Annotated in this window: 22 protein-coding genes; 12 read left to right on the top strand and 10 right to left on the bottom strand. The window is 73.0% G+C overall.

Annotation, left to right across the window (positions count from 1 at the left end; all coding sequences use genetic code 11):
• The first annotated feature begins 27 nt into the window (after positions 1 to 27).
• A complete protein-coding gene (locus ACF08W_RS21110; RefSeq protein ID WP_392280161.1) occupies positions 28 to 1,419 on the top strand; it encodes an 8-oxoguanine deaminase in 1,392 nt (463 codons plus the stop codon).
• Between the two features lie 242 nt (positions 1,420 to 1,661).
• The gene (locus ACF08W_RS21105; protein WP_392280160.1) at positions 1,662 to 3,158 is read left to right on the top strand and encodes a nucleobase:cation symporter-2 family protein; all 1,497 of its coding nucleotides are present in this window, start codon (positions 1,662 to 1,664) and stop codon (positions 3,156 to 3,158) included.
• A gap of 116 nt (positions 3,159 to 3,274) precedes the next feature.
• Here the strand turns inward: ACF08W_RS21105 and ACF08W_RS21100 are convergent, their stop codons facing one another.
• The 4 genes from ACF08W_RS21100 to ACF08W_RS21085 form a co-directional block, all read right to left on the bottom strand.
• Positions 3,275 to 4,153, bottom strand: a complete 879-nt coding sequence (locus ACF08W_RS21100) for a chitosanase (protein WP_392280159.1) — start codon at positions 4,151 to 4,153, stop codon at positions 3,275 to 3,277.
• A 208-nt stretch (positions 4,154 to 4,361) separates the two neighbouring features.
• Positions 4,362 to 4,670, bottom strand: a complete 309-nt coding sequence (locus tag ACF08W_RS21095; RefSeq protein WP_385206349.1) for an SH3 domain-containing protein — start codon at positions 4,668 to 4,670, stop codon at positions 4,362 to 4,364.
• Between the two features lie 135 nt (positions 4,671 to 4,805).
• Entirely contained in the window at positions 4,806 to 5,411 is a 606-nt protein-coding gene (locus tag ACF08W_RS21090; protein WP_385206352.1) for a TIGR03086 family metal-binding protein, read from the bottom strand.
• A 64-nt stretch (positions 5,412 to 5,475) separates the two neighbouring features.
• Positions 5,476 to 6,537, bottom strand: coding sequence for an amidohydrolase family protein (locus ACF08W_RS21085; protein ID WP_385206355.1), 1,062 nt, complete (start codon positions 6,535 to 6,537; stop codon positions 5,476 to 5,478).
• Positions 6,538 to 6,687: 150 nt separating this feature from the next.
• Here ACF08W_RS21085 and ACF08W_RS21080 point away from each other — a divergent pair, with 150 nt between their 5' ends.
• Positions 6,688 to 7,668 (top strand): fibronectin type III domain-containing protein, encoded by a 981-nt coding sequence (locus ACF08W_RS21080; protein ID WP_392280158.1) that lies wholly within the window; start codon positions 6,688 to 6,690, stop codon positions 7,666 to 7,668.
• 140 nt (positions 7,669 to 7,808) lie between these two features.
• Positions 7,809 to 10,097, top strand: a complete 2,289-nt coding sequence (locus ACF08W_RS21075; RefSeq protein ID WP_392280157.1) for a glycosyl hydrolase family 18 protein — start codon at positions 7,809 to 7,811, stop codon at positions 10,095 to 10,097.
• 235 nt (positions 10,098 to 10,332) lie between these two features.
• Here ACF08W_RS21075 and ACF08W_RS21070 read toward each other — a convergent pair whose 3' ends face one another.
• Positions 10,333 to 10,953, bottom strand: a complete 621-nt coding sequence (locus ACF08W_RS21070; protein ID WP_392280156.1) for a TetR/AcrR family transcriptional regulator — start codon at positions 10,951 to 10,953, stop codon at positions 10,333 to 10,335.
• A gap of 111 nt (positions 10,954 to 11,064) precedes the next feature.
• Between ACF08W_RS21070 and ACF08W_RS21065 the strand changes: the two genes are divergently transcribed.
• The gene (locus ACF08W_RS21065) at positions 11,065 to 12,342 is read left to right on the top strand and encodes an ABC transporter substrate-binding protein (RefSeq protein WP_392280155.1); all 1,278 of its coding nucleotides are present in this window, start codon (positions 11,065 to 11,067) and stop codon (positions 12,340 to 12,342) included.
• A 66-nt stretch (positions 12,343 to 12,408) separates the two neighbouring features.
• Here ACF08W_RS21065 and aceB read toward each other — a convergent pair whose 3' ends face one another.
• Both aceB and ACF08W_RS21055 read right to left on the bottom strand, forming a co-directional pair.
• Entirely contained in the window at positions 12,409 to 14,028 is a 1,620-nt protein-coding gene (gene aceB, locus ACF08W_RS21060; protein WP_385216097.1) for a malate synthase A, read from the bottom strand.
• Positions 14,029 to 14,279: 251 nt separating this feature from the next.
• Entirely contained in the window at positions 14,280 to 14,885 is a 606-nt protein-coding gene (locus ACF08W_RS21055; RefSeq protein WP_392280154.1) for an NTP transferase domain-containing protein, read from the bottom strand.
• 278 nt (positions 14,886 to 15,163) lie between these two features.
• On the opposite strand from ACF08W_RS21055, the gene ACF08W_RS21050 reads away from it, so the two are divergent.
• Positions 15,164 to 15,478, top strand: coding sequence for a DUF5955 family protein (locus tag ACF08W_RS21050; protein WP_392280153.1), 315 nt, complete (start codon positions 15,164 to 15,166; stop codon positions 15,476 to 15,478).
• Positions 15,479 to 15,497: 19 nt separating this feature from the next.
• Here the strand turns inward: ACF08W_RS21050 and ACF08W_RS21045 are convergent, their stop codons facing one another.
• The gene (locus ACF08W_RS21045; RefSeq protein WP_366297860.1) at positions 15,498 to 16,145 is read right to left on the bottom strand and encodes a response regulator transcription factor; all 648 of its coding nucleotides are present in this window, start codon (positions 16,143 to 16,145) and stop codon (positions 15,498 to 15,500) included.
• The gene (locus ACF08W_RS21040) at positions 16,142 to 17,353 is read right to left on the bottom strand and encodes a sensor histidine kinase (protein ID WP_392280152.1); all 1,212 of its coding nucleotides are present in this window, start codon (positions 17,351 to 17,353) and stop codon (positions 16,142 to 16,144) included. Before ACF08W_RS21040 ends, ACF08W_RS21045 begins: the two co-directional genes overlap by 4 nt.
• A 110-nt stretch (positions 17,354 to 17,463) precedes the next feature.
• On the opposite strand from ACF08W_RS21040, the gene ACF08W_RS21035 reads away from it, so the two are divergent.
• Entirely contained in the window at positions 17,464 to 18,546 is a 1,083-nt protein-coding gene (locus tag ACF08W_RS21035) for an ABC transporter permease (protein ID WP_352280182.1), read from the top strand.
• The gene (locus tag ACF08W_RS21030) at positions 18,543 to 19,223 is read left to right on the top strand and encodes an ABC transporter ATP-binding protein (protein WP_392280151.1); all 681 of its coding nucleotides are present in this window, start codon (positions 18,543 to 18,545) and stop codon (positions 19,221 to 19,223) included. The genes ACF08W_RS21035 and ACF08W_RS21030 overlap by 4 nt, the downstream gene beginning before the upstream one ends.
• A gap of 59 nt (positions 19,224 to 19,282) precedes the next feature.
• Here the strand turns inward: ACF08W_RS21030 and ACF08W_RS21025 are convergent, their stop codons facing one another.
• Positions 19,283 to 20,083, bottom strand: a complete 801-nt coding sequence (locus ACF08W_RS21025) for an IclR family transcriptional regulator (protein WP_352280184.1) — start codon at positions 20,081 to 20,083, stop codon at positions 19,283 to 19,285.
• Positions 20,084 to 20,495: 412 nt separating this feature from the next.
• Here ACF08W_RS21025 and allB point away from each other — a divergent pair, with 412 nt between their 5' ends.
• From allB to ACF08W_RS21005, 4 genes are all read left to right on the top strand, one after another.
• On the top strand, positions 20,496 to 21,839 hold the full coding sequence (allB, locus tag ACF08W_RS21020) for an allantoinase AllB (protein ID WP_385216116.1): 1,344 nt from the start codon (positions 20,496 to 20,498) through the stop codon (positions 21,837 to 21,839).
• Positions 21,840 to 21,982: 143 nt separating this feature from the next.
• On the top strand, positions 21,983 to 23,200 hold the full coding sequence (locus ACF08W_RS21015; protein WP_392280150.1) for a sensor histidine kinase: 1,218 nt from the start codon (positions 21,983 to 21,985) through the stop codon (positions 23,198 to 23,200).
• A 59-nt stretch (positions 23,201 to 23,259) separates the two neighbouring features.
• The gene (locus ACF08W_RS21010) at positions 23,260 to 23,982 is read left to right on the top strand and encodes a response regulator (RefSeq protein ID WP_385216123.1); all 723 of its coding nucleotides are present in this window, start codon (positions 23,260 to 23,262) and stop codon (positions 23,980 to 23,982) included.
• Positions 23,983 to 24,036: 54 nt separating this feature from the next.
• Positions 24,037 to 25,227 carry a cytochrome P450 gene (locus ACF08W_RS21005; protein ID WP_352280188.1) on the top strand — a complete coding sequence of 397 codons (1,191 nt, stop codon included), beginning with the start codon at positions 24,037 to 24,039 and terminating at the stop codon, positions 25,225 to 25,227.
• Positions 25,228 to 25,289 lie beyond the last annotated feature (62 nt).

Raw genomic sequence — 25,289 nt, 5'->3', positions numbered from 1 at the left:
CCGCCACCCACATCGGAAGGAAGCCCCATGGCACCTTCGGCAGCCCCCGTTTCCCGCACCGTCATCGAGAACGTCGCCATCGCCACGGTCGACGCCCACGACACCGAGTACGCCCACGGACACATCGTCGTCGCGGGCAACACGATCGAGTCCGTCGGAGCCGGACCGGCCCCGGAGAACCTGGAGAACGTCGTCCGCCGCGTCGACGGCACCGGACACCTGGCCACCCCCGGCCTCGTCAACACGCACCACCACTTCTACCAGTGGATCACCCGCGGACTGGCCACCGACCACAACCTGTTCGACTGGCTGGTCGCCCTCTACCCGACCTGGGCCCGCATCGACGAGCCGATGGTCCGGGCCGCCGCCCAGGGCTCGCTCGCCATGATGGCCCGCGGCGGCGTCACCACCGCCATGGACCACCACTACGTCTACCCGCGCGGCGCGGGCGACCTGTCCGGCGCCATCATCGGGGCCGCCCGCGACATGGGCGTACGCTTCACCCTCGCCCGCGGCTCCATGGACCGGGGCGCCGCGGACGGCGGGCTGCCGCCGGACTTCGCCGTGGAGTCCCTCGACGGCGCGCTGGCCGGCACCGAGGCGACGATCGACGCCCACCACGACGCGTCGTTCGGCTCGATGACCCAGGTCGCCGCCGCGCCCTGCTCCCCGTTCTCGATCTCCACCGAACTGCTGCGGCAGGGCGCCGAACTGGCCCGGCGCAAGGGCGTGCGCATGCACACCCACGGCTCGGAGACCGTGGAGGAGGAGAAGTTCTGCCACGAGCTGTTCGGCATGGGCCCGACCGACTACTTCGAGTCCACCGGCTGGCTCGGCGAGGACGTGTGGATGGCGCACTGCGTCCACATGAACGACTCCGACATCGCCGCCTTCGCCCGCACCGGAACCGGTGTCGCGCACTGCCCCTCCTCCAACGCCCGGCTCGCCGCCGGCATCGCCCGGGTGCCCGACATGCTCGCCGCCGGGGTCCCGGTCGGCCTCGGCGTCGACGGCACCGCCTCCAACGAGTCCGGCGAACTCCACACCGAACTGCGCAACGCCCTCCTCATCAACCGCCTCGGCGCCCACCGCGAGAAGGCCCTGAACGCCCGTCAGGCCCTGCGCCTGGGCACCCACGGCGGTGCCCGGGTACTCGGCCGGGCCGACGAGATCGGCTCCCTGGAGCCGGGCAAACTCGCCGACCTGGTCCTCTGGAAGCTCGACACCCTCGCCCACGCCTCCATCGCCGACCCGGTGACCGCGCTCGTCCTCGGCGCCGCGGCCCCCGTCACCCTCTCCCTCGTCGACGGGAAGCCGGTCGTCGAGGACAACCACCTGGTCACCGCCGACGAGGACATCATCGCCCGCGCGACCCGCGACGAGGCCCGCCGGCTGGCCCGGATCGCCGCCGGAGCCTGACCCTCCCGCGGTATCCCCATACCGCCGGCCGAGGGGGACGGCCCTCGGCCGGCCGCCGTGGACCCGGGAGGGTCCGCGGCAACCGGTGCGGGGGCGCGTACCCACGAGTACGCGCCCCCGCACCGGCGCACGGAGCTGCCCGCACCAGCTGCACGACCTGCCCCACCAGATCAATGCCCCTCTTGCACCACCTCCCTGACACCCACGTCACCGCAGACGTGTAACCGACCGGAGGAACCGCCGTGGCAGCCACGCCCAGGTTTCGCAACGAAGCAGCCCCCGCATCCGCAGCATCCGCCGCCTCACCCGTATCCCCGGAATCCCCCGCACCGGCCGTATCCCCTTCCGACCCCGGAGCCGCCGCCCCGGCAGGCGGCAAGCACCCGGTCGACGAGACCCTGCCCCCGTTGAAGATGTTCACCAGCGGCCTCCAGCACGTGGCCGCGATGTACGCGGGCGTGGTGGCCCCGCCGATGATCGTGGGGCCCGCCGTGGGCCTCACCGCCAAGGAGACCGCGTTCCTCATGGGGGCGAGCCTGTTCACCGCGGGCATCGCCACCCTCCTCCAGACCCTCGGCTTCTGGCGGATCGGCGCCCGGCTGCCGTTCGTCAACGGGGTCTCGTTCGCCGGGGTCACCCCGATGGTCGCGATCGGCAAGGACCGGGGGCACGACGGCATCGCCGTCATCTTCGGCGCGATCATCGTCGCCAGCCTGCTCGGCTTCCTGCTGGCGCCCTACTTCTGCAAACTGGTCCGTTTCTTCCCGCCCGTGGTCACCGGCACCGTGATCACCCTGATCGGCGTCTCGCTGCTGCCGGTCTCCTTCAACTGGGCGCAGGGCGGCAACGCCGGGGCCGCCGACTACGGCTCCACCACCAACATCACCATGGCCGCCGTCACCCTGGTGATCGTCCTGGCCCTGCGGAAGCTGCTGCGCGGCTTCCTCCAGCAGATCTCCATCCTGCTCGGCCTCGTCGCCGGTACGTTGATCGCGATCCCGGTCGGCATCGCGGACTTCGGCGCGATCAAGGACGCCGGCCTCTTCGGCTTCCCGTCCCCGTTCCACTTCGGGGCACCGCAGTTCGAGGTCGCCGCGATCGTCTCCATGAGCATCGTGATGCTGGTCTGCATGACCGAGTCCACCGCGGACATGCTCGCGCTCGGCAAGATCGTCGACCGGCCGGCGGACGAGCGGACGATCGAGGGCGGCCTGCGCGCCGACACCCTGGGCAGCGCCCTCAGCCCGCTCTTCAACGGTTTCATGTGCAGCGCCTTCGCCCAGAACATCGGCCTGGTGGCGATGACCAAGGTCCGCAGCCGCTTCGTCGTCGCCGTCAGCGGCGGCATCCTGATCGTGCTCGGGCTGGTCCCCGTCGCCGCGTCCGTCATCGCCATCGTCCCGCTGCCGGTCCTCGGCGGCGCCGGCATCGTGCTCTTCGGCACGGTCGCCGCCAGCGGCATCCAGACCCTGGCGACCGCCGCGCTGGAGAAGGGCGAGAACGCGCTGATCGTGGCCGCGGCGGTGGGCGTCGGCCTGATCCCGATCGCCGCGCCGGAGTTCTACCACTCCTTCCCCAAGGACCTCCTGGTGGTCCTCGACTCCGGGATCTCCACCGGCTGCGTGGTGGCCATCGTGCTCAACCTGGCCTTCAACCACCTGGGCCGCGGGAAGCCGGACACCCCGGACCCGGAGCCCGGGCGGAGCGCGGCGGCCCCGGACCCGGTGGCCGCGCACTGACCCGCGGACCGGCCCGTGCCGTCCCGCTCAGGGTGGTGCGGGACGGAGGGGCGGCGCGTACGACGGACCGCGCGAGGTCCGTCGTACGCGCCACGTCTTCGTCGGCGGCCCGGCCGTCAGCCGATGTGGTAACTGTCGCCGTAGACCTTCCAGTCGAGCGGCGGATCCAGGGCGAGGTTGCCCTTCTTCAGGAAGACCCGCTGGGCGGTGTCCACCCGGCTGGTGTCGTCATGGGCCGCCTCCTGCTTCATCGCCCAGACCCGGGCGTCGAGGAAGGCGTTGAGGTACGCCGTCTCGTCGCCGCCCCGGGACGGGGGCTTCGCCTTCGACAGGGCCCGCTCGCGGATGGCGCCGAAGCCGGTGCTGTCGTCGCCGTCGCCGTGCACCACGAAGGCGTCGTAGTACGCGAACTGGCCCAGCGCGCCGATGCCGTCGGCCTTGCCCCGCTCGACGGCCGGGTCGAAGTACACCCGGTCGCGCTCGTCGTCCTGGGCCTTGCGGAAGGCGGGGTCGGACGCCGCCTTCGCCCAGTCCTTGGTGAAGTTCGGGTCCAGCCCGTCGTGCGAGGGGGTTCCGTCGACCTTCCGCAGCGCGGGGAGGTACTTGGCGAGGACGTTGTCGGGCTTGCGCGCGGTGTACAGCTCGACGAGATCGAGCATGTCGCCCGTGCCGGAGCAGAAGCCGATGATGCCCCCGGTGTAACCGCGGCCGTCGTCGATGTCCTCGATGTACTTGTACTGGGACTTCCAGTCCAGGGAGGAGTTCTCGGCGCTGGAGACCAACTGCATGGCGATCTCCTTCTTCGCCGGGTCGTCCAGTCCGGGTGCGGCGGCGGCCCGGGGTGCCGTGGCCGAGGTGTGGGGGGCGGACCGGTGGGTGAACCCACCGGCGTAGGCGGTGACGGGGATGACCGTGAGGGCCAGCCCGACGGCGATGACCGTGATACGCACGGGGCGGCCGCCACGTCGTGCGGCGCGCTGATGGGGAGCGTGCACCAGTCCTCCAGGGGGAGTTCGTCGTTCCGACGGTCCGTGGAAAGCCCCGGTCCGTGCGGAGTCCCGGACTGTTAGGAAGCTTTCCTGTCTGGATGGTAGGCGTACGTACAACCCCTCCGGAACACCGGGAGTGGAGTTCAACCGGAACGAGTGAGGCCCCGCACCGCGCCGAGTGCGCGATGCGGGGCCGAGACGGCTGCCGGGGCCGTCAGCAGTTCAGGTAGGCCACGTGGATCCAGACACCGGTGGGACCGCCCCACAGGTCACCCATGATCCAGTTCCCCTGCTGGCCCCGGGCGTTGATGTTCTGGCCGCGGTTGACCTTGCCGAGCACCGGGAAGTTCTCGCCCGGACCGCCCCGGAAGTTGACCCCGTTGTCGTTGACGGTGCAGACCCCCGCCGGAGCCTGGGCGGACCGCGCGGCCACGGGCGGCTGCACGGCCTGGGCGGCGGGGCTCATCGCCAGCCCGAGCGCGGCGGTCAGTACCGCGGCTGCCAGCATCGTCGTCCTCTTCATCCGAATCTCCTCCGTTGACGCGGCCCGCGTCGGTGCGGGCCGTCCGCAGGCCCAACGCGACCGGCCGCCGACTGGTCACGCGTCCGTACGGGTCATCCGGGGGAGAAGCGGAGGCGGGGTGCCGTGGTCCGGGGCTCAGTCGCCCGGCCGCCAGTCCGGGCGGCGGCCGCTCATCGCCACGGTCCGGTCGAGCAGCGGGGCGCCGGCCGGTACGGGGACCGGCGGGCCGAAGATCGTCTCCGGCCTCGTCCCGCCCTCCTCGGGGGTCAGCAGCTCCAGGGCGGCCCGGAGGCTCGCCTCGTCCCCGGTGTACTCCTGACCGGTCGCCCGGGCCAGGTCCCAGCCGTGGATCACCAGCTCGTCCAGGGCGACCAGCAGCGCCACTTCGCCGGGCAGGTCCACCCCGCCCGCCCTGGTCATGCCCTGCCGGGCGGCCGGATCGCGCCAGGCCGCCACCAGCTCGTCCAGCAGGGGCGGCAGGACGGTGCGCCAGTCGTCGGGGAGGACCGGGAGCCCCGCGTCCGGCGGGGTGTCGGTGGTCGGCCCGAGGTCCTTGCGGGCGGCGTCGCGGAAGGCGGTGCACAGCCCGAGCACATGGGCCAGCAGCTCGCGCACCGCGTAGTCGGGGCAGGGGGTGGGGCCGTCCAGCTGCTGTTCGCCGATGCCGTCGAGCAGGCCGGCCAGGAGCCGGGCCGCGGGTTCCAGGTCGACGGGGGAAACGGTGGTCGTGTCGATGTCCATGTCCTGGTGACTCCTCCCGGCCCCGGAACTCATCGCCGCGCCGCGGACCGGCCCCGTGCCGCGCTCACCGCACCACCCGCCCGCGGAGCACGATCCGGCGCGGATGGTTCAGCGCACCCGGGTCCACCGTCGGGTCGGTGGCGTACGCGACGAGATCGGCGGGCGCGCCGTCGGTGAGACCGGGCAGCCCGAGCCAGGCCCGTGCCGTCCAGGACGCGGCGCCGAGCGCGGCGTGGGCCGGGAGCCCGGCCCGTACCAGCCAGTCCAGCTCGCCCGCGACCGTCCCGCAGGGGAAGGAGTCCGTTCCCGCCAGCACCGTCACCCCCGCCTCGTGGGCCGCGCGCACATGGTCGAGCATGTGGTCCCAGCCGGCCAGCCACAGATCGCGGCGGACCCCCGGCTCCCGGGCCCGCATCGCGACCGAGCTCGCGCCGAAGGCGGCCAGGGTCGGCACGAACGCCGTGCCCTGCGCCGCCATCCGGTCCAGCAGCGCCGGGTCCAGGTGCATGCCGTGCTCCAGGCTGTCGGCGCCCGCCAGGACGGCGTTGCGGGTGCCCTCGGCGGTCTGGCAGTGCACCGCCACCTTGCCGCCCGCCGCGTGCACCGCCTCCACCACCCGCGTCAGCAGCGGCAGCGGTACGGCGGGTTCGTCCGCCGCCCAGTCGCCGACGACCTTGCACCAGCCGGAGGAGGCCGTCGCCTCCTCCACGGCCGCCCGCACCAGCTCCGCCTCGCTCACATCGCGGCCGAAGCCGGGGAAGAACCGGCCGGGGGTGGCCAGCCACCGCCCCGCCGAGGTCACCCGGGGCAGCTCCGGGTCGTCGGCGACCCAGGCGGGCATCCGCCGCGCCGTGCCCGGGGTGCGCACCGCGAGCACCCCCGCGTCCCGGTGCTCCGTCAACTGCCTGCGCAGCAGCTCCTCGTCGAACGGCGACCCCGGCTCCAGCGCGCCCGGGTGGGTGTGCACGTCCACCAGTCCGGGCAGCAGCCAGCCGCCGTCGACGAGCCATCGCGCCTCCCGCCCGGCGCGGCCGCCGGGCGGCCGTCCCGCCCGCAGCACCTCCCCGTCGATCCAGAACGTGCGCTCCTCGCGCTCCGGCAGCACCACACCTCGTACGCACAGCATCGGCCGACCGTACGCCGGATCCGGCGACCCGTGGTGAACGGCCCCCGCACATCGGCACATTGCGGAAGGTTCGGCTCCACCCTCTTGTCGGCGGCCCCCGCACCGTGCGATACAGGTCTGGACCATTGCTGCCGGACGGAAGGCACGACCGTGCAACGCCCCCACGCAACCGCCGCGTCGGCCTGCGCCGCCGCCGCGCTGCTCCTCGCCTCGCTCACCGCCTGCGGATCGACCCCCGAGGCCGACACCGCCAAGCCCTCGGTGCCGCACGGGGTGACGGCGCAGGCGAGCAGCGCCACCTCCGTACACGTCATGTGGGAGCGGTCCACCGACGACCGGAAGGTCACCGGGTACGAGGTCTACCGCGAGGGGCGGCTGGCCGCCTCGGTCCCGGCCGCCAAGGTGATGACCGATGTCGGCGGGCTGACGGCCTCGACCGCCTACGCCTTCACCGTGCGCGCCCGGGACGCCGCCGGGAACCGCTCCGCGCCGAGCGCCGCCGTACGCGTCACCACCCCCGCCCCGACCCCCGCCGACCACCGGCCGCCCACCCGGCCGACCCGGCTGCGCGGCACCGTGGACGGCAGCCGGTCGGTGACCCTGACCTGGGGCGCCTCGACCGACGACGTCGGCGTCACCGCCTACGACGTCTACCAGGAGGACTCCCGCATCCACAGCGTCCCCGGCACCGAGACCCGGGCCCGCCTCACCGGTCTGCGCCCCGGCACCGTCTACACCTTCACCGTCCGGGCCCGCGACGCCGCCGACACCTCCTCGCCGGACAGCGCGGCCGTCGACCTGACCACCCGTTCCGCCCCCGGCGCCCCCGCGAGCACCGCCCCCACCGACCTGCGGATCACCAACCGGGCCGAGGGCAAGGAGTACGCCGTCGAACTGGACTGGAAGCAGCCGGAGACCGGCGGCGAGATCCCCGCGTACCAGCTCTTCATGGACGGGAAACTGACCACGACGATCGTCTGGGGCGGCGCCCCGCCCAAGGGGCGGGCGAGCTACCGGCTCACCGTCCCCGACCCCCGCGGCACCCGCTACTCGGTGAAGATCCGCGCCAAGCTGCCCGACGGGAAGTGGGGGGACTTCTCCGCCCAGCGCACGGTCGTCCTCGGGGAGTAGCGGACTTTACCCGGGATTGGTCTGTACCTATTGACGAGTTGGTCCAGACCTTTTAGGTTCCCCTGTGCTCCATGGCACCAAGGAAGCATCCGGCTCCCCCTCAGGACCGCCTCACCGGTCCCTCCCCAAGGGAGAACACCATGTTCGAGCACCTGACCCTCGGACGGAGAACGGCGACCGCCCTGGTCGCCGTTCTCGGTCTCCTCCTCGCCCTGCTCTCGCTCCAGGCCGTCCCCGCCCACGCCGCGGGCAAGCTGACGGCCACCTTCAGCTCGGCCGACAACGGCTCGTGGTGGAAGGGCACCTACATCCTGCACAACGACACCGACACGGCCGTGACGGGCTGGAGCCTGGAGTTCGACCTGCCGACCGGGGTCACCATCGACACCTCGTACAACGCCACCGTGACCACCCAGGGCAGCCATGTCACGGCCGTCAACGCCCACTACAACGGCACGGTGGGCGCGCACAGCACCACCGAGCCGTACAGCTTCTGGTTCGTGGCCAAGGGGCCGATCACCCAACCGACCGGCTGCCGGATCAACGGCGACAAGTGCGACGGCGCCGCCGACGTACCGCCCGGCGCACCCGGTGGACTGAAGAAGACCGACGTCACCGCCCGCACCGCCTCGCTCTCCTGGACGGCGGCCCTGCCGGGCGACTTCCCCGTGGCGTCGTACGACATCCTGGCCGACGGCAAGGAGGTGGGCTCGGCCACCGCGACGACCTCCGCCACCGTCACCGGGCTGACCCCGGCCACCGCCTACGCCTTCACCGTCCGGGCCAAGGACACCCGCGGCAACACCTCCGCCCAGAGCGCGCCGCTGACCGTCACCACCGTCGACCCGGCCACCGACACCTCCCCGCCCACCGCGCCGGGCTCGCTGCGCTCCACGGCGGCCGACTCCTCGTCCGTCACCCTGGCCTGGACCGCTGCCACCGACAATCAACGGGTCGCCGCCTACGACGTCTACCGGGGAGGGGCGAAGGCCACCACCGTCTCCGGCACCACGACCACCGCCACCATCGGCGGGCTGTCGCCCTCGACCTCGTACACCTTCACGGTCAGGGCCCGGGACGCCGCCGACAACGAGTCCCCGGCGAGCAACACGCTCACGGTGAAGACCGACGACATCGTCGGCGCGGGCAAGTACGCCAAGGTCGGCTACTTCGTCCAGTGGGGCATCTACGGCCGCCAGTACTTCGTGAAGAACCTGCACGACTCGGGCGCCGCCGACAAGCTCGACATCATCAACTACGCCTTCGCCAACATCGACCCCAACAACCTCACCTGCCTGAACGGCGTCACCAAGGGCACCACCGCCGACCCGCAGGACCCCGAGCAGGGCACCGGCGCCGGTGACGCCGACGCCGACTACGCGCGCCCGTTCAGCGCCGCCCAGTCCGTCGACGGCGTCGCGGACGACGGCTGGGCCACCCTGCGCGGCAACTTCAACCAGCTGAAGAAGCTCAAGAAGCTGCACCCGAAGCTGAAGATCGTGGTCTCGCTCGGCGGCTGGACGTACTCCAAGTACTTCTCCGACGTGGCGGCCACCGACGCCGCCCGCAAGAAGTTCGTCTCCTCCTGCATCGACATGTACATCAAGGGCAACCTGCCCGCGTACAACGGCGCGGGCGGCCCCGGCACCGCCGCCGGGATCTTCGACGGCTTCGACGTCGACTGGGAGTGGCCGGGCACCGGCACCGGGCACCCCGGCAACCACTACTCGCCCGACGACAAGAACAACCTGACCCTGCTGCTCGCCGAGTTCCGCAAGCAGCTCGACGCCCTCGGCGGCGGCCACCGGCTGCTCACCGCCTTCACCCCCGCCGACCCGCAGAAGATCGACGAGGGCTGGGACCTGGGCAAGGTCTTCGACTCCCTCGACGTGGCCAACGTCCAGGGCTACGACTTCCACGGCTCCGGCAGCGACAACTCCTGGGAGCCGGACCGCACCGGCCACCAGGCCAACCTCTACACCGACGAACAGGACCCCTACAGCTTCCACTTCAGCGCCGACACCGCCGTCAAGGCGTACACCGACGCGGGCGTCGAGCCCCGCAAGCTGACCCTCGGCATCCCGTTCTACGGGCGCGGCTGGCAGAACGTCACCGACGGCGGGACCGCCGGTGAGTGGCAGCCGGCGGGCGGCGCCGCACCCGGCCAGTTCGCGGAGGAGGCCGGCACCCGCGGCTACAACAACCTCATCGGGGCGTTCCCGACGATGGCGGTCCGCCACGACGAGCAGTCGGTGTCGACGTACGGCTACACCGGCAACCAGTGGTGGTCCTTCGACGACACCTGGTCCATCGGCAAGAAGATGAACTATGTGAAGTCCAAGGGGCTGCTGGGGGCGATGATCTGGGAGATGTCCGGGGACACCCCGCAGGGCACTCTGATGAACGCGATCGACAGCAACCTCAAGTAGCCGTACCCGCCCGCCGGTACGTGCCGGTACGCGGAGGGCCTTTCGTTTGGATCAGGCCGGATCAGTGAGCGGGGTCCGGTGCGTGCGATCGCAAGGCGGAGGAGGGAGTCGACGCGGAGCGTCGGCGACCGACGACAACGCGGCGAGCGTGCGTGCCGGGGCACGCGAACCCGGCATGATCCAAACGAAAGACCCTAGCCCGCCCGGGGTCCGTGTACCGGCGCACCCCGCTCGGTCAGGCGCTTCCCAGCACGTCCGCCGCGGCCACCAGGCAGCGTTCGGCCAGTGCGGCGGGGCCCCGGGGACCGGTGGCCGGCGCGTCGTCGGCGGCCCAGGTCTCCACCGCCGCGCGCACCGCCGCCCCGGCCACCCCGGCGACCAGCCGCAGCTCCAGCGAGAGCGAATCCGGCCCGGCCGGCAGCCCGGCCCGCGCCGCGAGGACCGTGGCCAGGGTGGTGTCCGCGTCATGGCAGGCGTCGTTCCACACCGACTGGAGCGCCGGGCTCCGGGCCCCCATCCGCAGCAGCGACCGCACCCACTCCAGGGACTCCGCGGCCGCCGCGTCGCCGGGGGCGGGGGTCAGCGCGCGGGCCGCCGCGTGCCGCAGCGCGTTGGCCACCGAAAGCTCCGCGGGCGCGTCCCGCACCGCCTCCACCCAGCTCCGGGCCCCGACCGAGAGGAGCGGGCTGATGGCCTCCTCCTTGGTCGCGAAGTAGCGGTAGAAGGTGCGCGGGGCGACGCCCGCGGCGCGTGCGATGTCCTCCGCGCGCGTGTCGCGCAGCCCCCGTTCCACGAAGAGCGCCGCCGCCGTACGGGCGATGTCCAGCCGGGTCGCGGCCTTGCGCCGCTCAGTCAACGAGCCACCGTGCATGGCGCTCAGGTTATGCCCTGACGCCCCCGCAGCCGATAGGCAGATATTGCCCATGTGGCAGAATCTGCCAGCAGTACCTGGCAGAACGATCAAGAGGTGGCAAGAGCGGTGCGTCGGCGGCAGTTCCTTCTGAAGACGGCCGGCCTGGCCGGTACCACGGCGGCGCTCGGGCTCACCGGCTGTTCGTCGAGCGGCGACGTGAAGCTCCGCCTCCTCGTGGCCAGTTACGACAAGAGCATCGGAGCCTCGCTCGGGGACCAGTGGGACGACGTCGTCGCCGCCTTCGAGAAGGAGAACCCCGGGATCCGGATCGAGCTGGAGCGGGTCTCGTACACCAAGATCGACAAGGTGCTCGCCCAGCGGGTCGAGGAGGGCCGGGCGCCCGACATCGCGCAGTCCAACATCTTCGCGCCGTACGCCGAGGACGGCCGCCTCTACAGCATGGCCGAGCTGTTCAACATCTCCACCCAGGCCGACTTCATCCGCTCCTTCACCGAGGCCGGCACGGTCGACAACGCCACGTACGGCATCCCCTTCCTCGCCAGCACGCCCCGGCTCTTCTACAACAAGGAGCTCTTCCGGCGGGCCCGCGTCACAGCCCCCACCTCCTGGGCCGAGCTGCGGAAGGCCGCCGAGGGGCTGAAGGCGATCGGGGTGCGGACGCCGTACGGGCTCCAGCTCGGCCCCGAGGCGGCCGAGGACGAGATGCTGACCTGGGTGCTCGGGAACGGCGGCGGGTTCACCGGGGAGTCGGGGGAGTACGACTTCGAGAAGCCGGAGAACGCCGAGGCGCTGACCTGGCTGCGGGACGAGCTGGTCGCGCCGGGGCTGGCCGGCGCCGACCCGTCGAAGCTCAACCGGACCGACGCGTACGCGCAGTTCATGCGGGGGCAGATGGGCATGCTGGTCGGCCACCCGATGCTGATGGGCGCCGCCGACCAGGCGAAACTCCCCTACGCCCACGTCGCGTTCCCCAAGAAGGACGGCGGAGAGGCCCCGCCGGTGGGGATCAGCGACTGGCTGATGGCGTTCAAGCGGGGCGGCCACCGCAAGGAGTGCGGCACCTTCCTCTCCTACCTCTACGGCGGCAAGTCCGCCGAGGCGTACGGCGGCGGCGCGTCCGCGCTGCCGGTGACGTACTCCGCCTCCGACGCGGCGACCGGCCAGGCGGAGGACCAGCCGCTCACCCCGTTCATCCAGCAGCTCACGGAGGCGGAGTTCTCCCCGGTCAACCTGCGCTCCTGGCCCACCGTCCGGGGCGCCATCCGTACCGAGGCCGCGCGGGCGGTGATGTCCGGCGGCGACCCCGCGACCGTGCTCGCCTCGCTCGACGCCTCGGCCGTCAAGGCGGACATGTCGGCATCCGCCTCCTGACCCCGGACGCACCTCCGCCCCGGCGCTGTGCGTGCCGGGGCGGAGGCGTGCCGGTGTACGGGCCGGTCAGCCGAGCTGCTCGTACGCCGGGAGGGTCAGGAAGTCCGCGTAGTCCTGGTCCAGCGCCACCTGGAGCAGGAGGTCGTGGGCCTGCTGCCACTTGCCCGCCGCGAAGGCGTCCTCGCCGACCTCGGCGCGGATCGCGGCGAGTTCCTCGGCCGCGACCGTGCGGGCCAGCTCCGCCGTGGCGTGCTCGCCGTTCTCGAAGACCACGTCCGCGTTGATCCACTGCCAGATCTGCGAGCGGGAGATCTCCGCGGTGGCGGCGTCCTCCATCAGGTTGAAGATGGCCACCGCGCCCAGGCCGCGCAGCCACGCCTCGATGTAGCGGATGCCGACCGCGACGGCGTTGCGCAGGCCCTCGGAGGTGGGCCGGGCGTCCAGGGTGTCGATGGCGATCAGGTCGCCCGCGGCCACCGAGACGTCCTCGCGCAGCCGGTCCTTCTGGTTCGGCTTCTCGCCGAGGACCGCGTCGAAGGAGGCCATGGCGATCGGGACCAGGTCCGGGTGGGCGACCCAGGAGCCGTCGAAGCCGTCGTTCGCCTCGCGGTCCTTGTCGGCCTTGACCTTCTCGAACGCGACCTTGTTCACCTCGGCGTCCCGGCGGGACGGGATGAACGCGGCCATGCCGCCGATCGCGTGCGCGCCGCGCTTGTGGCAGGTGCGCACCAGCAGTTCGGTGTACGCCCGCATGAACGGGGCGGTCATCGTCACCGCGTTGCGGTCCGGCAGGACGAACTTGGAGCCGCCGTCGCGGAAGTTCTTGACGATGGAGAAGAGGTAGTCCCAGCGTCCCGCGTTCAGCCCGGAGGCGTGGTCGCGGAGCTCGTAGAGGATCTCCTCCATCTCGTACGCGGCGGTGATCGTCTCGATCAGGACGGTGGCGCGGACCGTGCCCTGAGGGATGCCGACGTAGTCCTGGGCGAAGACGAAGATCTCGTTCCAGAGGCGGGCCTCCAGGTGCGACTCCGTCTTCGGGAGGTAGAAGTACGGGCCCTTGCCGAGGTCGATCAGGCGCTGGGCGTTGTGGAAGAAGTAGAGCCCGAAGTCGACCAGCGCACCGGGCACCGGGGCGCCGTCCAGCTGGAGGTGACGCTCGTTCAGGTGCCAGCCGCGGGGACGGGCCACGACCGTGGCGAGCTCCTCGGCGGGCTTCAGGGCGTACGACTTGCCGGTCCTGGAGTCGGTGAAGTCGATCTCGCGGCGGTACGCGTCCATCAGGTTGAGCTGGCCGAGGACGACGTTCTCCCACGTGGGGGCGGAGGCGTCCTCGAAGTCGGCGAGCCAGACCCGCGCGCCCGAGTTCAGCGCGTTGATGGTCATCTTGCGGTCGGTCGGACCGGTGATCTCCACCCGGCGGTCGTTCAGCGCGGCCGGGGCCGGGGCGACCTTCCAGGAGTCGTCCGCGCGGACCGCCGCCGTCTCCGGCAGGAAGTCCAGCGTGGAGGTGCGGGCGATCTCGGCGCGGCGCTCGGCGCGGCGGGCGAGGAGCTCGTCACGGCGGGGCGTGAACCGCCGGTGCAGCTCGGCCACGAACGCGAGGGCCGCGTCGGTCAGGACCTCGTCCTGCCGGGGCAGGGGCTCGGCATCGACGATGGCCAGCGGGGACGGCGCTGGTGCGGACATGAGCGGTCACTCCTTCAGCGGGCGGTGCGGGCGGAGCCCCGGGCCGCCGGGACGCCCGGGAACGGCACGGCGTGCCAGGGCTCCGGAATACGGATGCGAAGGCCGTCTGGGGTGCAGAGGGCTTCTGATCAGTGGATATTAGTTTCCTCATGGTGGAAGTTCAATGGTTTGTTGATGTCGAGATTCTCCGGGTCGACAGAAGTGGCCCCGTGACGGCCCGGAGTGCCGGGGCCGTCACGGGAGGTGTTCCCTCACCGGAGGCGGTCCAGATCCGCCACCGTGTCGATGTCGTACGCCTCGGCCACATCGGAACACTCGACGAGCGTGATCGCATCGCGATGCGCCCGAAGGAACCCCCGGGCGCCCTGGTCGCCCACCGCCCCCGCCGCGATGTCCGGCCACAGCTCCGCCCCGAACAGCACCGGATGGCCGCGCTCGCCCCCGTACGCCGCCGCCGCGATCCCGCTCCGGGAGCGGTACGCCGCCCGCACCCGGGCCACCGCCCCGGCCCCGATCCCCGGCTGGTCGACCAGGAGGACGAGCGCCGCGTCCGCCCCCGAGCCGGCCAGTGCGGCCAGTCCGGCGCGCAGCGAGGAGCCCATCCCCTCCGCCCATCCGGGATTCACCGTCACCGCGCAGCCGCCAAGCTCCGCCCGTTCCCGCACCGTGTCCGCCGCGGCGCCCAGGACCACCCGCACCGGGTCGCAGCCACCGTCCAGGAGGGCCCGCACCGCGTGCTCCACCAGGGGGCGGCCGCGGTGTTCCAGCAGGGCCTTGGGGCGCCCGCCGAGGCGCCGGCCGCCGCCCGCGGCAAGCAGCAGCCCGGCCACGCGCGGCGGTGTCGTTGTCGCAGTCATGCGGTCTGGATACCCCACCCGCACCCGGCCGCGCACCCCTCGCGCCGGCTTCGCACACCCCTCGCACACCCTTCGCGCGAGCAAGCGGAAAACCCGCCGGACCGGGGCGGTGTCCACCGGACGACACGGAGATCACCCTTACGGGAGACCCTGAATTCCGTCCGTGCGGTGGCGCACCGTACCTGTCATGGCGTTAACTTGCGCGCACACCCGGATACTTGACCATGCTGCGTGGGCCGGTCGGATCACCGGCACAAAGACGTGCAAGGGGGAGTGCTTTGTTGCGAAGCGTGGGACAGAAGCGGGTCACCGGCAGCGTCGACGACCCGAGGGTGAGCGAGCTGCGTACGGCCGTCTCCCGGCTCCGCCGCGCCCTGGCCGGCCACCCCGCCGAGTTCCCGGACCGGAGCATCGCCGAGGAGGAGCTGGCGGCCCTGGACGCGATGACGGCGCAGGGCGTCCCCGAGATCGCGCGGATGCGCTGCTCCCTGCTGCTCATCGCGGGCTCGATCGGGTCGGTGAGCGCGCTGGCCGCCGCGCTCCGAAACGTGCGGGTCGCGGTCGACCTCTTCGGCGAGCCGCCGCGCCGCTGACCGGCCGGGTGGGGCGGGGTCAGCGGCGGATGAGCCGACGGGCCGTCGCCGCCGCCACCGCCGAGGTGCGGGAGTCGACGCCCAGCTTGGCGTAGATGTGCACCAGATGGGACTTCACCGTCGCCTGGCTGAGGAAGAGCCGCTTGCTGATCTGCAGGTTCGACAGCCCCTCGCCGACGAGTTGCAGCACCTCCAGCTCACGCCGGGTCAGCGCCTCCGCGGGGGTGCGCATCCGGTCCATCAGCCGGTGCGCGACGGCCGGGGCGAGCGCCGAGCGGCCCGCCGCGGCGGTACGGACCGCCGCCGCCAGCTCCTCCGGCGGGGCGTCCTTCAGCAGATAACCGGCGGCACCGGCCTCGACCGCCGCGAGGATGTCGGCGTCCGAGTCGTACGTGGTGAGGATCAGCACCCGGGGCGCGTCCGGGCGGGCCGTGATCTCCGCGGTGGCCTGCGAGCCGTGCATGCCCGCGCCGAACTGGAGGTCCATCAGGACCACGTCGTAGCCGCCGCCCGCCGCCATCTCGACGGCCCGCTCGGCGGTGGCCGCCTCACCGGCCACGAGGAACCCGGGCTCGGCGTCGAGCACGGCGCGCAGCCCGGCCCGGACCACCGGATGGTCGTCGGCGAGCAGCAGCCGGACCGGGGCGGTGTCGTCGGAGGTGTTCATGCGGCGTCCTGTCCTGGCCGGCCGTCGGTGAGGGGGAGCGGAAGGGTGAGGGCGAGGGCGGTGCCCTGCCCGGGGGCCGACTCGACGCTGAGCGTGCCGCCGAGCGAACGGGCCCTGGCCCGCATCGCGGGCAGGCCGAAGCCCCCGGTGTCCCGGTCCGCCGGGGCGGGGACGAGCCCCGGGGTGAACCCCCGGCCGTCGTCCACCACGTCCAGCGAGACCGAGGTGTCCATGAAGCTCAGGGTGATCTCCGCGCGCCGGGCCCCGGCGTGCCGCACCGTGTTGGCCAGCGCCGACTGCGCGGTGCGCAGCAGCGCCACCTCGTACGGGGTCGGCAGCTCCACCGGTGTGCCGCTCACCGCGAACTGCACGGTGAGATCGGGGCCCGTCGTCCGGGCGGTCAGGCGCTCCAGCGCGGCGGCCAGCGAGCCGTTGGCCAGGTCCGGCGGGGACAGGGCGCGTACGAAGCGGCGGGCCTCGGCCAGGTTCTCCTGGGCGGCCTCGCGGGCCCGGCGCACGTGCGCGGTGGCGGGGGCGTCGTCGGGCAGGGTGCGCTCGGCGGCCCGCAGCAGCAGCTGGATGCTGGACAGGCCCTGGGCGAGGGTGTCGTGGATCTCGCGGGCCAGCCGCTCGCGCTCGGCGAGGGTGCCCGCGGTGCGCTCCGCCTCGGCCAGCTCCGCCCGGGTCGACATCAGCTCCTCGATCAGCCGCCGACGCCGTTCGCTCTCCCGGAACAGCGCCTCGTAGCCGAGGACCGTCGCCACCGCGACCGCCGCGCCGAGCAGCGGTCCGATGAAGGTGCCCGGGTTGACGGCCTGGCCGTGCCAGAGGAAGCAGACGATGGCGGCGGCCGCGGTGACCACGACGGCGGGCAGCCCCCAGCGGTTCGGCAGCAGATGCAGCTGCAGGAAGTAGAGGGGGAAGGCCACCCACAGCGCGTCCGGCGACAGCACGAGCAGCGCCAGCCACACCGCGCCCAGCACCGCCAGCCACACCGCCGCCGTCCTGGTGTGCGGCTGGACGGCGGGCAGCAGCGCGCCCGCCGCGTACACGGCGGCCATCAGACCGGCGACCGCGACGACGGCACCGGCCCGGGGCGCCCCGTCGCCGACCGCCCGGACGACCACGAGCGCCAGTAGCCCGACCAGCAGCGCGTGCAGGCAGAGCCGCAGCGCGGTGGCGACCGGGGGGTGGGGGCGTGGATCCATGGTGTTTCCAGCGTAGACGCGGGGCGGCGGGGGCCGGTCAATCGAAAGGTTGATGTCGGGCCCCACCCGGGTGCGATGTCCCCGGAGGCCCGGACGGCGAGGCTGGAGCCATGTTCGTCGCATGGAGAGATCTCCGTTTCGCCAAGGGCCGGTTCGCCCTCATGGGCACGGTCGTGGTGCTGATCACGCTGCTCGTGGGCCTGTTGTCCGGTCTCACCGCGGGGCTGGCCCGGGAGAACACCTCGGCCGTCACCGGGCTGTCCGCCGACCACCTCGCCTTCGCCGCCCCACCGGACGGCCGCTCGGTCTCCTTCACCGACTCGGCCGTCGAGGAGCGGGCCTGGCGGAGCTGGGCGGAGCGCCCCGGGGTGGCGGCCGCCGAGCCGCTCGGCATCCGTACGCTCAACGCCGAGGGCCGGGGCGGGCACACCTCGGCGGTCTCCGCGTTCGGGGTCGAACCGGACGGGGGCCTCACGCCGCCCGGTACCCGGGTCGCCACAGGGCGGGTGGTCCTCTCCGAGCAGGCCGCCGAGGACCTGGCGGCCGCCCCCGGCGACCGGGTGCGGCTCGGCTCCACCACCGTCACCGTCGCCGCCGTCGCGGGCGACGCCTCCTACAGCCACACCTCGGTCGTGTGGACCTCGCTCGACGACTGGCAGCACCTCGCGGGCGACGACGGCCGGGGCCGGCACGCCACGGTGATCGCCCTGACCACCGACGGCGCCGATCTCGCCGCGGGCGACAAGGCGGCCGGCACCAGCACCCTCTCGCGCGACGACTCCCTCACCGCCATCGGCTCCTACCAGGCCGAGAACGGCTCGCTCCAGCTGATGCGCGGCTTCCTCTTCGCCATCTCCGCCCTGGTCATCGGCGCCTTCTTCACCGTCTGGACGATCCAGCGCGGCGGCGACGTCGCCGTGCTGAAGGCGCTCGGCGCCTCCACCCGCTACCTGCTGCGCGACGCGCTCGGGCAGGCGGTCGTGATGCTCGCGCTGGGCACCGGCGCGGGCACCGCGCTCGCCGCCGGGATCGGCGCCCTGATCAGCGGCGGCGCGGTGCCGTTCGTCCTCGACGCGGCGACCGTGCTGGTCCCGGCCGCCGTGATGATCGTCCTCGGCGCGCTCGGGGCGGCCCTGTCCATCCGGCGGATCACCGCCGTCGACCCGCTCACCGCACTCGGGAGTGCCCGATGACCCTCACCCTCTCCGACGTCACCCTCACCTACCCCGACGGCGACGGCCGGCTCACCGCCCTCGACCGGGTCTCCCTGGAAGTGCCCGCGGGCACGCTCACCGCGGTGGTCGGGCCGTCCGGCTCCGGCAAGTCCAGCCTGCTCGCGGTGGCGGCGACCCTGGTCACCCCGGACTCCGGGCGGGTGGTGGTCGCGGGCCGGGAGACCTCCGGCCTGGACCGGGCGGGACAGGCGGAGCTGCGCCGGGCGCACATCGGGATCGTCTTCCAGCAGCCCAATCTGCTGCCCTCGCTCACGGCCGCCGAACAGCTCCAGGTGATGACCCACCTCTCGGGCGGTGCGGTACGCCGCACCCGCGAGCGGGCGCTGGAACTGCTGGACGCGGTCGGCCTCGCGGACCAGGCCGCGCGCAGGCCGCACCAGCTCTCGGGCGGGCAGCGGCAGCGGATCAACATCGCGCGGGCCCTGATGAACGAACCCGAGGTGCTGCTGGTGGACGAGCCGACCAGCGCGCTCGACCACGAGCGGGGCGCCGCCGTGCTGGACCTGCTGGTCCGGCTGGTGCGGGAGCGGTCCACGGCGACGGTGCTGGTCACCCACGACCGGACCCATCTGGACCGGGTGGACCGCACGGTCCGGATGGACGACGGACGGCTGACCGTGCCCGAGCCGGTCTGACCCGGCGGGGTACGGGGAACGAGGAAGGGGCGGCCCGGACGGGCCGCCCCTGCGCGTACTCAGCCGGTGGTGCCGCTGCTCGCCAGCGCCTCGGAGAGGTCCCGCGCCGCCTGCTGGAGGATCGGCACGATCCGCTCGGTGGCCGCCTCCGTCACCCGGCCCGCCGGACCGGAGATCGAGATCGCCGCCGAGGTGGGGGAGTCCGGCACGGGGACCGCCAGGCAGCGGACCCCGATCTCCTGCTCGTTGTCGTCGACGGCGTAACCGACCCGGCGGACGTGCTCCAGCGCGTCGAGGAAGCCCTCGGGCGTGGTGATCGTCTTCTCGGTGGCGGCGGGCATGCCGGTACGGGCCAGCAGGGCGCGCACCTCCTCCGGGGGCGTGTGCGCCAGCAGCGCCTTGCCGACCCCGGTGGAGTGCGGCAGCACCCGGCGGCCCACCTCGGTGAACATCCGCATCGAGTGCTTGGACGGGACCTGGGCCACGTACACGATCTCGTCGCCGTCGAGCAGCGCCATGTTCGCGGTCTCGCCGGTCTCCTCGACCAGCCGCGCGAGATACGGCCGGGCCCAGGTGCCCAGCAGCCGGGAGGCGGACTCGCCGAGCCGGATCAGCCGGGGGCCCAGCGCGTAGCGCCGGTTGGGCTGCTGGCGCACGTATCCGCAGAGCACCAACGTGCGCATCAGGCGGTGGATGGTCGGCAGCGGGAGCCCGCTGCTCGCGGAGAGCTCGCTCAGCCCGACCTCGCCCCCCGCGTCCGCCATCCGCTCCAGCAGATCGAAGGCGCGCTCAAGGGACTGCACACCACCGCTCGACGCGGCGGGCTTGGAGTCGGCTGTGCTGGCGTGGGACGGCGGCACGTCAACGGTCCTTTCGAGGCGGATGAGCGGGTGCCCCGCCGGGCGGGGCACTCAGGAGTGTCCGACACCTCCCACGGCGTCGCGCTCAAGGATCGGACACCCGCAGCAGCCTACCGGGCTGTTCCCGGTCGACGCACTGCTCCGGGCCCGGCGTCCTGGCCGGTCAGAGACCGTTTGTCCCGGTGTCGGCCGACGGCGGGGCCAGGGCGCGGAGCCCTGCTGGTCCCATGCTACGTTCCATGGTGCGAAAGTTGACTTCTACTTTGTGGAAATATACAGCCGCAGATGAAGGGTGGCCGTCCGGCCCTCGGTCGGGTGCGGCGGGGCCTTGACGAGGTCGCGCCCCGAGTGAAAACTCCTTCAACAGTTCGTTGAATTCTTCAGCGTTCGAAGCCCGAAGTGAGGAGCACGGATGTCCGGTGCGGACGTGAACCTGGTACTGCGCTCGACGCGTGTCGTCACCCCGGACGGGACGCGCGCCGCCGCGGTGGCCGTCGCCGACGGGAGGATCGACGCGGTCCTGCCGTACGACGCCGGGGTGCCGGCCGGTGCCCGGCTGGAGGACTTCGGCGACGACGTGCTGCTGCCCGGGCTCGTCGACACCCACGTCCATGTGAACGACCCGGGCCGCACCGAGTGGGAGGGCTTCCACACCGCCACCCGCGCGGCGGCCGCGGGCGGCATCACCACCCTGCTCGACATGCCGCTCAACTCGCTGCCGCCGACCACCACCGTCGACCACCTGCGCACCAAGCAGCGGGTCGCCGCCCCGAAGGCGCACATCGACACCGGCTTCTGGGGCGGTGCGATCCCCACCAACGTCAAGGACCTGCGGCCGCTGTACGAGGCCGGGGTGTTCGGCTTCAAGTGCTTCCTGTCGCCCTCCGGCGTCGACGAGTTCCCCGAGCTCGACCAGGAGCAACTGGCCCGGTCCATGGCGGAGATCACCGGATTCGGCGGCCTGCTGATCGTGCACGCCGAGGACCCGCACCACCTGGCCGCCGCCCCGCAGCGCGGCGGCCCCGCGTACGCCGACTTCCTCGCCTCCCGGCCGCGCGACGCCGAGAACACCGCGATCGAGGGGCTGATCGCGCACGCCAGGCGGCTGAACGCCCGGGTCCATGTGCTGCACCTGTCCTCCGGCGACGCCCTGCCGATGATCGCCGCGGCCCGGCGCGAGGGCGTACGGATCACGGTCGAGTCCTGCCCGCACTTCCTCACCCTCACCGCCGAGGAGGTCCCGGACGGCGCCACCGAGTTCAAGTGCTGCCCGCCGATCCGGGAGGCCGCCAACCAGGACGCGCTGTGGCAGGGGCTGGCGGACGGAACGATCGACTGCGTCGTCTCCGACCACTCGCCCTGCACCACCGACCTCAAGACCCCCGACTTCGCCTCCGCCTGGGGCGGGATCTCCTCCCTCCAGCTCGGGCTGCCCGCCATCTGGACCGAGGCCCGCAGGCGCGGCCACTCGCTCGACGACGTCGCCCGCTGGATGTCGGCCGCCCCCGCCGCACTGGCCGGACTCGACCGGAAGGGCGCCATCGAGGCCGGCCGCGACGCCGACTTCGCGGTGCTGGCCCCCGACGCGACCTTCACCGTCGACCCGGCCGAACTCTTCCACCGCAACCAGGTCACCGCCTACGCCGGGAAGACCCTGTACGGCGTCGTCCGCTCGACCTGGCTGCGCGGCGAGCGGATCGCGGCCGACGGCACCGTCGGCGCCCCCACCGGCCGGCTCCTCGTACGCGGCCACTGACCGCGCACCGGACCTCCCTCGCGCCCGCCGCCCAACCCCACGGCGGGCGCGAAGAAGGGCCGAAGGTCTCCACCCGCGCGACTTTGGTCTCCCGGTGCGCCCGTACGGCCCGGCCCACCGCCCGGCCTGGGTAGTTTTATGGCATGACGCGTACGGAATACCGCTGGCTGCTGCCGTCGGCGATGGCCGACCCCGAGCTGTCCGGCGACCGGCGCGGCCGCTCCCGCCGCACGGTGCGGGACTGGATCGTCGACACGACCGCCTTCCTCTGCGCCGCCGGGATCGGCCTGATCGCCGCGGCGGCCATCGAAGCCGACCGGAGCACCTCCGACCTCGTCCTCCTCGTCGACGTCGTGCTCGGGGTGCTGGCCTGCGCCGTGCTCTGGGTGCGGCGCCGGTGGCCGGTGGGCGTGGCCCTGGGGCTGGTCCTGCTCGCCACGGTCGAGCCCACCGCGGCGGGGGCGATGCTCGTCGCGCTCTTCGGGCTGGCGGTGCACCGGCCCTTCCGGCCGGTCGCGGTCATCGGGGCGCTGGCCCTGGTCCTCACCCCCGTACAGCCGTATCTGCGCCCCGACCCGGAAAGCTCCTCCCTCGTGGACACGATCATCGGGGTGCTGCTGACGCTGCTGGTGATCAGCTGGGGGATGGCCGTACGGTCCCGGCGCCAGCTCGTCGTCTCCCTGCGCGAGCGGGCCCGCCGGGCCGAGACCGAGGCGGAACTCCGCGCCGAACAGGCCCAGCGGCTGGCCCGCGAGGCCATCGCCCGGGAGATGCACGACGTCCTCGCCCACCGGCTGACCCTGCTCAGCGTCCACGCGGGCGCCCTCGAATTCCGCCCCGACGCGCCCCGGGCCGAGATCGCCCGCGCCGCCGGGGTCATCCGGGACAGCGCGCACGAGGCGCTCCAGGACCTGCGCGAGATCATCGGCGTGTTGCGCAGCCCGGGCGAGAGCGACGGCGACCGGCCGCAGCCCACCCTCGCCACCCTCGACGAGCTGATCGCCGAGTCCCGGCTGGCCGGCATGGCGGTCGTGCTCGACAACCGGGTCGACGACCCCGCCTCGGCCCCCGCCGCCACCGGCCGCACGGTCTACCGCATCGCCCAGGAGGCCCTCACCAACGCCCGCAAGCACGCCCCCGGCACCGAGGTCACCGTCAGCGTCACCGGCGCCCCGGGCGAGGACCTGACCATCGAGGTGCGCAACCCGGCGCCCACCGAACCGTTCAGACCGGTCCCCGGCTCCGGCCAGGGACTCATCGGCCTCACCGAACGCGCCACGCTGGCCGGCGGCAAGCTGGAGCACGGGCCGCTGCCGGACGGCGGCTTCCACGTCCGCGCCGTACTGCCGTGGCCGGCCTGAGCCCCCGGACCCCGCCTCCCGGTGCCCATCGCGTCCGGACCCCCGATACGGTTGCGTACATGACCACCCCCACCCCGAACGGGCCCGGCCCGCAGCGGATTCGGCTGCTCGTCGTCGACGACGACCCGCTCGTCCGGGCCGGTCTCGGCCTCATGCTCGGCGGCGCCGACGACATCGAGATCGTCGGGGAGGGGGCGGACGGCACGGAGGTCGCCCCGCTGGTCGACCGGCTCCGCCCCGACGTGGTCCTGATGGACCTCCGGATGCCCGCCATGGACGGGCTCACCGCGACCGAACGGCTGCGCGCCCGCCCAGACGCCCCCGAAATCATCGTCCTCACCACCTTCCACGCCGACGAACAGGTGCTGCGGGCGATCCGCGCCGGGGCGGCCGGATTCGTCCTCAAGGACACCCCGGCGGAACGGATCGTCGACGCGGTACGACGGGTCGCCGCCGGGGACCCGGTGCTCTCGCCCGCGGTGACCCGGCAGCTGATGGACCGCGCCGCCGGGACCGGCCCCCGCGGCCGCGACGAGCGCGCCGGCGCGGCCCGGCTGCGCCTCGCCCAACTGGCCGGGCGGGAACGCGAGGTCGCCCTCTCCGTCGCGCGCGGCCGCTCCAACGCCGAGATCGCCGCCGCCCTCTACCTCAGCGTGGCGACCGTGAAGACCCAGGTCTCCCGGATCCTCGCCCGGTTCGGATTCAACAACCGTGTGCAGATCGCCCTGTTGGTGCACGACGCGGGGCTCCTCGACGAGGACGGCGCACCGCCACCGGCATAGGGTGAGGAGGCCGGCCCGCGGGAAACGGGCCGCACGACCGGGAGGGGCGATCCCATGTTCGGAGTCAGTGGCCGGGCCGACATCGATCTGCGCGGGGTGGCGGAATTCACCGCGGACCCGTACCCGTACTACGAGAAGCTGCGCGCCGCCGGACCGGTGCACACCGTCCGCACCGACGAATTCGACCTGGTCTGGCTGGTGGTGGGGTACGACGAGGCCCGCGCCGCCCTCACCGACCCGAGGCTCACCAAGGACTGGCGCGCGCTGCCCGGCGCGCCCGAGGGCGATTCGATCTTCCTGAACATGCTGGAGCTGGACCCGCCCCACCACACCCGGCTGCGCAAGCTCGTCGCCCGGGAGTTCACCGCCCGGCGGGTCGAGTCGCTGCGCCCGCGCGTCCAGGAGATCACCGACGGGCTGCTCGACGCGATGGTGCCCGCCGGGCGCGCCGATCTCGTCGACGCCCTCGCCTTCCCGCTGCCGATGACCGTCATCTGCGAACTGATCGGCGTCCCGGACCTGGACCGCGACCGGTTCCGCCGGTTGTCGAACGGGGTCGTCACCCCCACATCCCCGGAACAGGAGACCGAGTCGGTGCGCGTCATGGGCGCGTACCTGCGCGAGCTGATCGAGGAGAAGCGCGCCGCACCCGGCGACGACCTGATGAGCGCCCTGGTCAGAACGCGCGACGAGGACGGCGACCGGCTCTCCTTCGACGAACTCATGGGCATGGCCTTCCTGTTGCTGGTGGCCGGCCACGAGACCACGGTCAACCTGATCGCCAACGGGGTACGGGCCCTGCTCGGCCACCCCGACCAGCTCGCCGCCCTCCGGGACGACCCGGAACTGCTCGGCGGCGCCGTCGAGGAGATGCTCCGCTACGACGGCCCGGTGGAGAACGCCACGTTCCGCTTCGCCCGCGAGAACATCCCGATGGGGCGGCGGACCATCCCGGCGGGCGCCCCGGTGCTGGTCTCGCTGGCGGGCGCCGACCGGGACGGTGCCCGCTATCCGGAGCCCGACACCTTCGACATCCGCCGCGAGCCCCAGGGCCATCTGGCCTTCGGACACGGCCTCCACTTCTGCGTGGGCGCGCCGCTGGCCCGGATGGAGGGCCGGATCGCGATCGGCAGCCTGCTGGAGCGGTGCCCCGGCCTGGTCCTGGACACGGAGGCGGACCGGGAACCGGACTGGATCCCGGGCATGCTGATCCGCGGCGCGCGCGGACTGCCCGTCCGCTGGTGAGCGGGGAACCACGGCCGGTGGCGGACGGCATACGACCGGACAACGGAAAGAGGAGCAGCGAC

The sequence above is a fragment of the Streptomyces sp. NPDC015144 genome, from assembly GCF_043079735.1.
In the GTDB taxonomy this organism is placed as follows: domain Bacteria; phylum Actinomycetota; class Actinomycetes; order Streptomycetales; family Streptomycetaceae; genus Streptomyces.
This window is presented reverse-complemented; position numbering and strand designations above follow the sequence as displayed.